We start from the raw sequence: 5,721 nt of genomic DNA on the forward strand, positions 1-5,721 counted from the left end.
GGCGCCGTCTCGGAGATCAACCCGCTGCGCACGGAGGCCGTCATGACGTCCGCTTCGGCGGGCATCGACGACCTCACCCACACCGGGGACAAGACCACCACCACGGTGGCCATGGACTTCGGCCGCATCACGCTCGACCAGGACCTGATCCTCTACCTGTTCGGCACGCCCGGCCAGGACCGGTTCTGGTTCATGTGGGACGACCTGGTCCGCGGCGCCATCGGCGCCATCGTCCTGGTCGACACCCGGCGCCTGGCCGACTGCTTCCCGGCGGTCGACTACTTCGAGAACAGCGGCCTGCCGTTCGTCATCGCCCTCAACGGCTTCGACGGCCAGCAGCCGTACAACCCGGACGAGGTCCGCGAGGCCCTGCAGATCGGTCCGGACACCCCGATCATCACCACCGACGCCCGTCACCGTGCGGACGCCAAGTCGGCGCTGATCACGCTGGTCGAGCACGCCCTGATGGCTCGCCTGCGGTAACGCCCCGCCCGGTTGGCAAAGGTGGGTGCCCTCTCCGTGCGAGAGGGCACCCACCTTTGTCGTTCCGTGGGAAGTCCCGCCGGCAAGGCCCGCTGGGAGGACGTGCGAAGGGGCCCACCCGGACGGGTGGGCCCCTTCTTGGAGTCACACGGGCTCAGTGCCAGCTGTGGGGAGCGCGGAAGCCGCTCTCCCGCTCCAGCCGGCGCCAGCCGGCCTTCGCGCGGCCGCGGTGGGCGAGGGCCGTGTCGGCCGGGCGGGCCGCAGCGCGGGCCATGAGGAGGGCCGTGATGGCGGCGACCTCCTCGGGCTCGGCGTGGCCCTTCTCGACGCGGATGTCGACGTTGTCCATGGGTGGTCTCCGTGGCTGGGTTACTGCGGCGGGTTGCCGTGCTTGCGGGAGGGCAGGTCGGCGTGCTTCGACTGCAGCATCGCCAGGGACCTGATCAGGACCTCGCGGGTGTCGGCGGGGTCGATGACGTCGTCCACCAGGCCGCGCTCGGCCGCGTAGTAGGGGTGCATCAGCTCGGCCTTGTACTCCTTGACCATCTTCTGACGCATGGCCTCGGGGTCCTCCGCCTCGGCGATCTGGCGGCGGAAGATGACGTTGGCCGCGCCCTCCGCGCCCATCACGGCGATTTCATTGGTGGGCCAGGCGTAGGTGAGGTCGGCCCCGATGGACTGGCTGTCCATGACGATGTAGGCACCTCCGTACGCCTTGCGCAGGATCAGCGAGATCCTCGGCACGGTGGCGTTGCAGTAGGCGTAGAGCAGCTTGGCGCCGTGCCTGATGATTCCACCGTGCTCCTGGTCGACGCCGGGCAGAAAGCCGGGCACGTCCAGAAGAGTGACGATGGGGACGTTGAAGGCGTCGCACATCTGCACGAAGCGGGCGGCCTTCTCGGACGCCTCGATGTCCAGGACACCCGCCAGCACCTGGGGCTGGTTGGCGATGATGCCGACGACCTGGCCGTCGAGGCGGGCCAGCGCGCAGATGATGTTGCGCGCCCAGCGCTCGTGGACCTCGAGGTACTCGCCGTCGTCGACGATCTCCTCGATGACCTTGGTCATGTCGTAGGGCCGGTTGCCGTCGGCCGGGACCAGGTCCAGCAGGACGTCGGAGCGGCGGTCGGCGGGGTCGGAGCAGTCCACCCGCGGCGGGGTCTCCCGGTTGTTCTGCGGCAGCAGCGACAGCAGGTACCGCACCTCGGCGATGCAGGTCTCCTCGTCGTCGTAGGCGAAGTGGCACACGCCGGAGGTCTCGGCGTGCACGTCCGCGCCGCCCAGGCCGTTCTGCGTGATCTCCTCGCCGGTGACCGCCTTGACCACGTCCGGGCCGGTGATGAACATCTGCGAGGTCTCACGGACCATGAAGACGAAGTCGGTGAGCGCGGGGCTGTAGGCGGCGCCGCCCGCGCACGGGCCGAGCATCACGCTGATCTGCGGGATGACGCCGGAGGCCTTGGTGTTGCGCTGGAAGATGCCGCCGTAGCCGGCCAGCGCGCTGACGCCCTCCTGGATCCGGGCGCCCGCACCGTCGTTGAGGGAGACCAGCGGGGCACCGGCCGCGATGGCCATGTCCATGATCTTGTGGATCTTCGTGGCGTGGGCCTCGCCCAGCGCGCCGCCGAAGATACGGAAGTCGTGGGCGTAGACGAAGACCGTCCGGCCCTCCACCGTGCCCCAGCCGGTGATCACACCGTCGGTGTACGGCTTCTTCGCCTCCAGGCCGAACCCGGTCGCCCGGTGCCGGCGCAGCTGCTCGACCTCCTGGAAGGAACCCGGGTCCAGGAGCAGTTCGATCCGCTCCCGCGCGGTCAGCTTGCCCTTGGCGTGCTGCGCCGCGGTCGCCTTCTCGCTGGGGCCCGCCACCGCCTGCGCACGGATCCCGTGCAGTTCGGCGACCCGCCCGCGCGCGTCCGCCGGCTCACCCGTCGTCTCTTCCAAAACGGTCATGTAGCGACCTTACGAAGGACACCAAGGAAAGCGGGCCGTCGACTCCGTACAGTCTCCGGCCCGTTTTCCTGGTACCCCTGAACAGAACCTGGGCGTGTCGCAGCCCTTTCGACTGCTCAGAAGGCGTTGCCCTTGTGGAGGTGCCACAAACCGGGGTCGCGCGAGCCCGCTCACATTCAGGCGGGCGGATGCCACCCCTCGGGTGACGGCACGTCCGTCCGGTCAGCAGCCGCCGCAGTTGTAGTACGTGACGTCCCAGTGATTGCCCTCGTCGGCGTAGATGTTGCCGGAGGCCGCCTTGTACTGCGGGGCGCCGTCGCCGCGCAGGCCGATGTAGGCGAAGTAGGTCTTGATGTAGTTGGTCACGCAGGTGTTCTTGCCGTAGTCGAGCTTGTAGCCGTTCCAGTGGGAGTAGGTGCCGGAGGCGTGACCGGTCTCGGTGCCACCGGTGATGTTGAGGGCGCAGCCGCTGGACCTCTTGAGGGTCTGGGCCCCTTTCGCGGTGTCCAGGTTGAGCTGCTCGAAGGACGTGCAGTTCGACTTGTTCCGGTCGGAGCAGCCACCGGAGGAGGACCAGGTGATGCCCACGTCGCGGAACATCTGGGTCGCGGTGGCGTGGCTGATCTTGGTGGCGGCGAAGGCATCGGTGGCCGTGCCCATGACGGCGACGCCGGGGGCGACGACGAGGGCGAGGGCGGTGAGGGCCGCGCGGGCCTTGGTGAACGTCGTGACCTTGGTGGTCTTCATGGGGAACCTTCCTGCTGTTGGCCGTGGTTGCCGTGGGGCGGCTGTGCAGGTGGTGCAGGGAGATGGTGCCCGAGTTCTACGCGCGTCCGCCAGAGGGCGTACGAAATAACCGTGCGCCTCCGGGAGACATGTGGCGGATGATGTTGAAAGTTGAACAGAATAGAGTTACGGTGATGGCGTTGAGCAACTTGAAAGTTCAACTTACTTGGCGCCCGTCCCCGCGCCGAGCGACCGTCTCACCCGAGAGGAACACCCCGTGAACATCTTCGGCCGCAAGAACACCACCGAGAACGCCCCCGCCCCCACCGCCGTGAACCCGGACCTGGCCGCGCTGACCGGTGAGTACACGATCGACCCGGCGCACTCCACGCTCGGCTTCGTCGCGCGGCACGCCATGGTCACGAACGTCAAGGGCAAGTTCAACGACTTCACCGGCACCCTCCACCTGGACGGCGGCGACCCCTCCGCCTCCACGGCGTCCATCGACGTGCGGATCGACAGCATCGACACCGGCTCGGCGGACCGCGACGGCCACCTGAAGAGCTCGGACTTCTTCAAGATCGACGAGTTCCCGGAGATGACGTTCCGCTCCACCAAGGCCGAGGCCCTGGGCGGCGACGACTACCGCATCACCGGTGACCTGACCATCCTCGGCGTCACCAGGCCGCTCACCATCGACCTCGAGTTCAACGGCGCCGCCAAGGACCCCTTCGGCAACGAGCGCGTCGGTTTCGAGGGCAAGGCCGAGATCCTGCGCTCCGAGTGGGGCCTGACCTGGAACGCGGCCCTGGAGACGGGCGGCGTCCTGGTCTCCGACAAGATCAAGCTGAACTTCGACATCTCCGCCATCAAGAAGGCCTGACCGGCCGCGGGTTCTCAGCCTGGATCCACCGCGTAGCGGACGGGCCGTGGACGGAGAAATCAGAAGAGGTGCCCGCTGACCTGGGATGATGGGAGTTCCTACGCTTCCACCGGTCCCGACCTGCAAGGCACCTCTCAAGTGAAATCGTCCCACAGCCCGGCGCGGGTGTTTGCCGCGTTCGACGAGCCGAATCTCATCGCGCATGCCGGACTGGTCCCGGTGATCCGGCTGGCCGAGCGGTGCGGCCTGCCGGCTCTGGTGGCCGAGAAGGTCAAACTGACCGGCGCGGCCAACGGCGCCGGCACGGCCCCCGACGCGAAGGCGATGAGCATCGTGGGCGGCATGGCCGCCGGCGCCGACTCCATCGACGACCTGGATGTCCTGCGGCACGGAGGGCTGCGGAAGCTCTTCGCAGGGGTGCGGGCACCGTCCACGCTGGGCACCTTCCTGCGCGCCTTCACCTGGGGACACGTCCGGCAACTCCAGTCCGCGACAAGCGCGTTCACCTGCAACCTGGCCGCCCACACCGGACTGGTGCCCACGACGGACGAGGTGGTGTTCGTCGACATCGACTCCAAGGTCAAGCAGGTCTACGGCCCGGCCAAGCAGGGCGCCTCGTTCGGCTACACCAAGGTCCGCGGGCTGCACTTCCAGATCGTCACGGTCAAGACGTCCACCTGCGCGCCGGTCATCGTCGCCACCCGGCTGCGCAGGGGCTCGGCGGGCTCCGGCAAGGGGGCGGCGAGTCTGCTGCGCGAGGCGCTGACCACGGTGCGGGCCATGGGGATCACCGCACAGATCATCGTGCGCGCCGACTCGGCCTACTTCTCCCACAAGGTCGTCGCCGCCTGCCGTCGGGCCGGCGCCCGCTTCTCGCTGGCCGTCGCGGTCACCAAGACGATCCGCGAAGCGATCGCGTCCATCGCCGAGGACGCCTGGACGCCGATCCGGTACACCGACGCGATCTGGGACGCCGAGGAGGAACGCTGGATCTCCGACGCCGAGATCGCCGAGATCCCGTTCACCGCGTTCACCAGCAAGAAGAAGCAGTTCCACACCACCGCCCGGCTGATCGTCCGCCGCGTGAAGCGGCTGAACCCGAAGACGGTGCCCGACGGACAAAGTGAGCTGTTCGCGGTCTGGCGCCATCATGTGGTCTTCACCGACAGCACCTTCGTCCTGACCGACGCCGAGCCCATGCATCGTGCTCACGCCGCGGTGGAACAGGTCTTCGCCGATCTGGAGGACTCCGCCCTGGCCCACCTGCCCTCGGGGAAGTTCACCGCGAACGCGGCCTGGCTCACCCTGGCCGCCACCGCCTACAACCTCACCCGCGCGGCCGGACACCTCGCTTCCGCCTTCCACGCACGGGCACGGACCGGCACGATCCGCCGTCATCTCATCGCCGTTCCGGCCCGCATCGCCCGCCCGGGACGACGAGTAGTGCTGCATCTGCCCCGACGCTGGCGCTGGGCCGACGACTTCACCGACCTGTGGACCGCCACCGGGCAGCGGATGCAGACCTGACCAACCGGACCCCCGCCCGTCCACGATCTGGAAGACCTCGGAGAACCCGCCACCGGAACGGCCATCCGGAAACCCGCCCTGCCCGGAACCGAAAATCCACCCCGAAACCAATCACACCGCGCGATCAAAGATCACGCGGTGGATCGAGG

General features: G+C 68.3%; 6 protein-coding genes. 3 read left to right on the forward strand and 3 right to left on the reverse strand.

Annotation, left to right across the window (positions count from 1 at the left end):
* The coding region (locus RH94_RS00040) for a GTP-binding protein (RefSeq protein ID WP_073945625.1) at positions 1-483 on the forward strand (483 nt) is incomplete at its 5' end.
* Positions 484-637: 154 nt separating this feature from the next.
* Here the strand turns inward: RH94_RS00040 and RH94_RS00045 are convergent.
* From RH94_RS00045 to RH94_RS00055, 3 genes are all read right to left on the reverse strand, one after another.
* Positions 638-832 carry an acyl-CoA carboxylase subunit epsilon gene (locus RH94_RS00045; protein ID WP_073945626.1) on the reverse strand — a complete coding sequence of 65 codons (195 nt, stop codon included), beginning with the start codon at positions 830-832 and terminating at the stop codon, positions 638-640.
* A 20-nt stretch (positions 833-852) separates the two neighbouring features.
* Complete coding sequence (locus RH94_RS00050) at positions 853-2,436, reverse strand: acyl-CoA carboxylase subunit beta (protein WP_073945627.1); 1,584 nt, start codon at positions 2,434-2,436, stop codon at positions 853-855.
* Positions 2,437-2,658: 222 nt separating this feature from the next.
* Positions 2,659-3,183 (reverse strand): hypothetical protein, encoded by a 525-nt coding sequence (locus tag RH94_RS00055; protein ID WP_073945628.1) that lies wholly within the window; start codon positions 3,181-3,183, stop codon positions 2,659-2,661.
* Positions 3,184-3,439: 256 nt separating this feature from the next.
* Between RH94_RS00055 and RH94_RS00060 the strand changes: the two genes are divergently transcribed.
* Complete coding sequence (locus RH94_RS00060) at positions 3,440-4,045, forward strand: YceI family protein (protein ID WP_073945629.1); 606 nt, start codon at positions 3,440-3,442, stop codon at positions 4,043-4,045.
* 138 nt (positions 4,046-4,183) lie between these two features.
* On the forward strand, positions 4,184-5,572 hold the full coding sequence (locus RH94_RS00065; protein ID WP_073945630.1) for an IS1380 family transposase: 1,389 nt from the start codon (positions 4,184-4,186) through the stop codon (positions 5,570-5,572).
* The last annotated feature ends 149 nt before the right edge of the window (positions 5,573-5,721 follow it).

The sequence above is a fragment of the Streptomyces kebangsaanensis genome, assembly GCF_001906585.1.
GTDB lineage: Bacteria > Actinomycetota > Actinomycetes > Streptomycetales > Streptomycetaceae > Streptomyces > Streptomyces kebangsaanensis.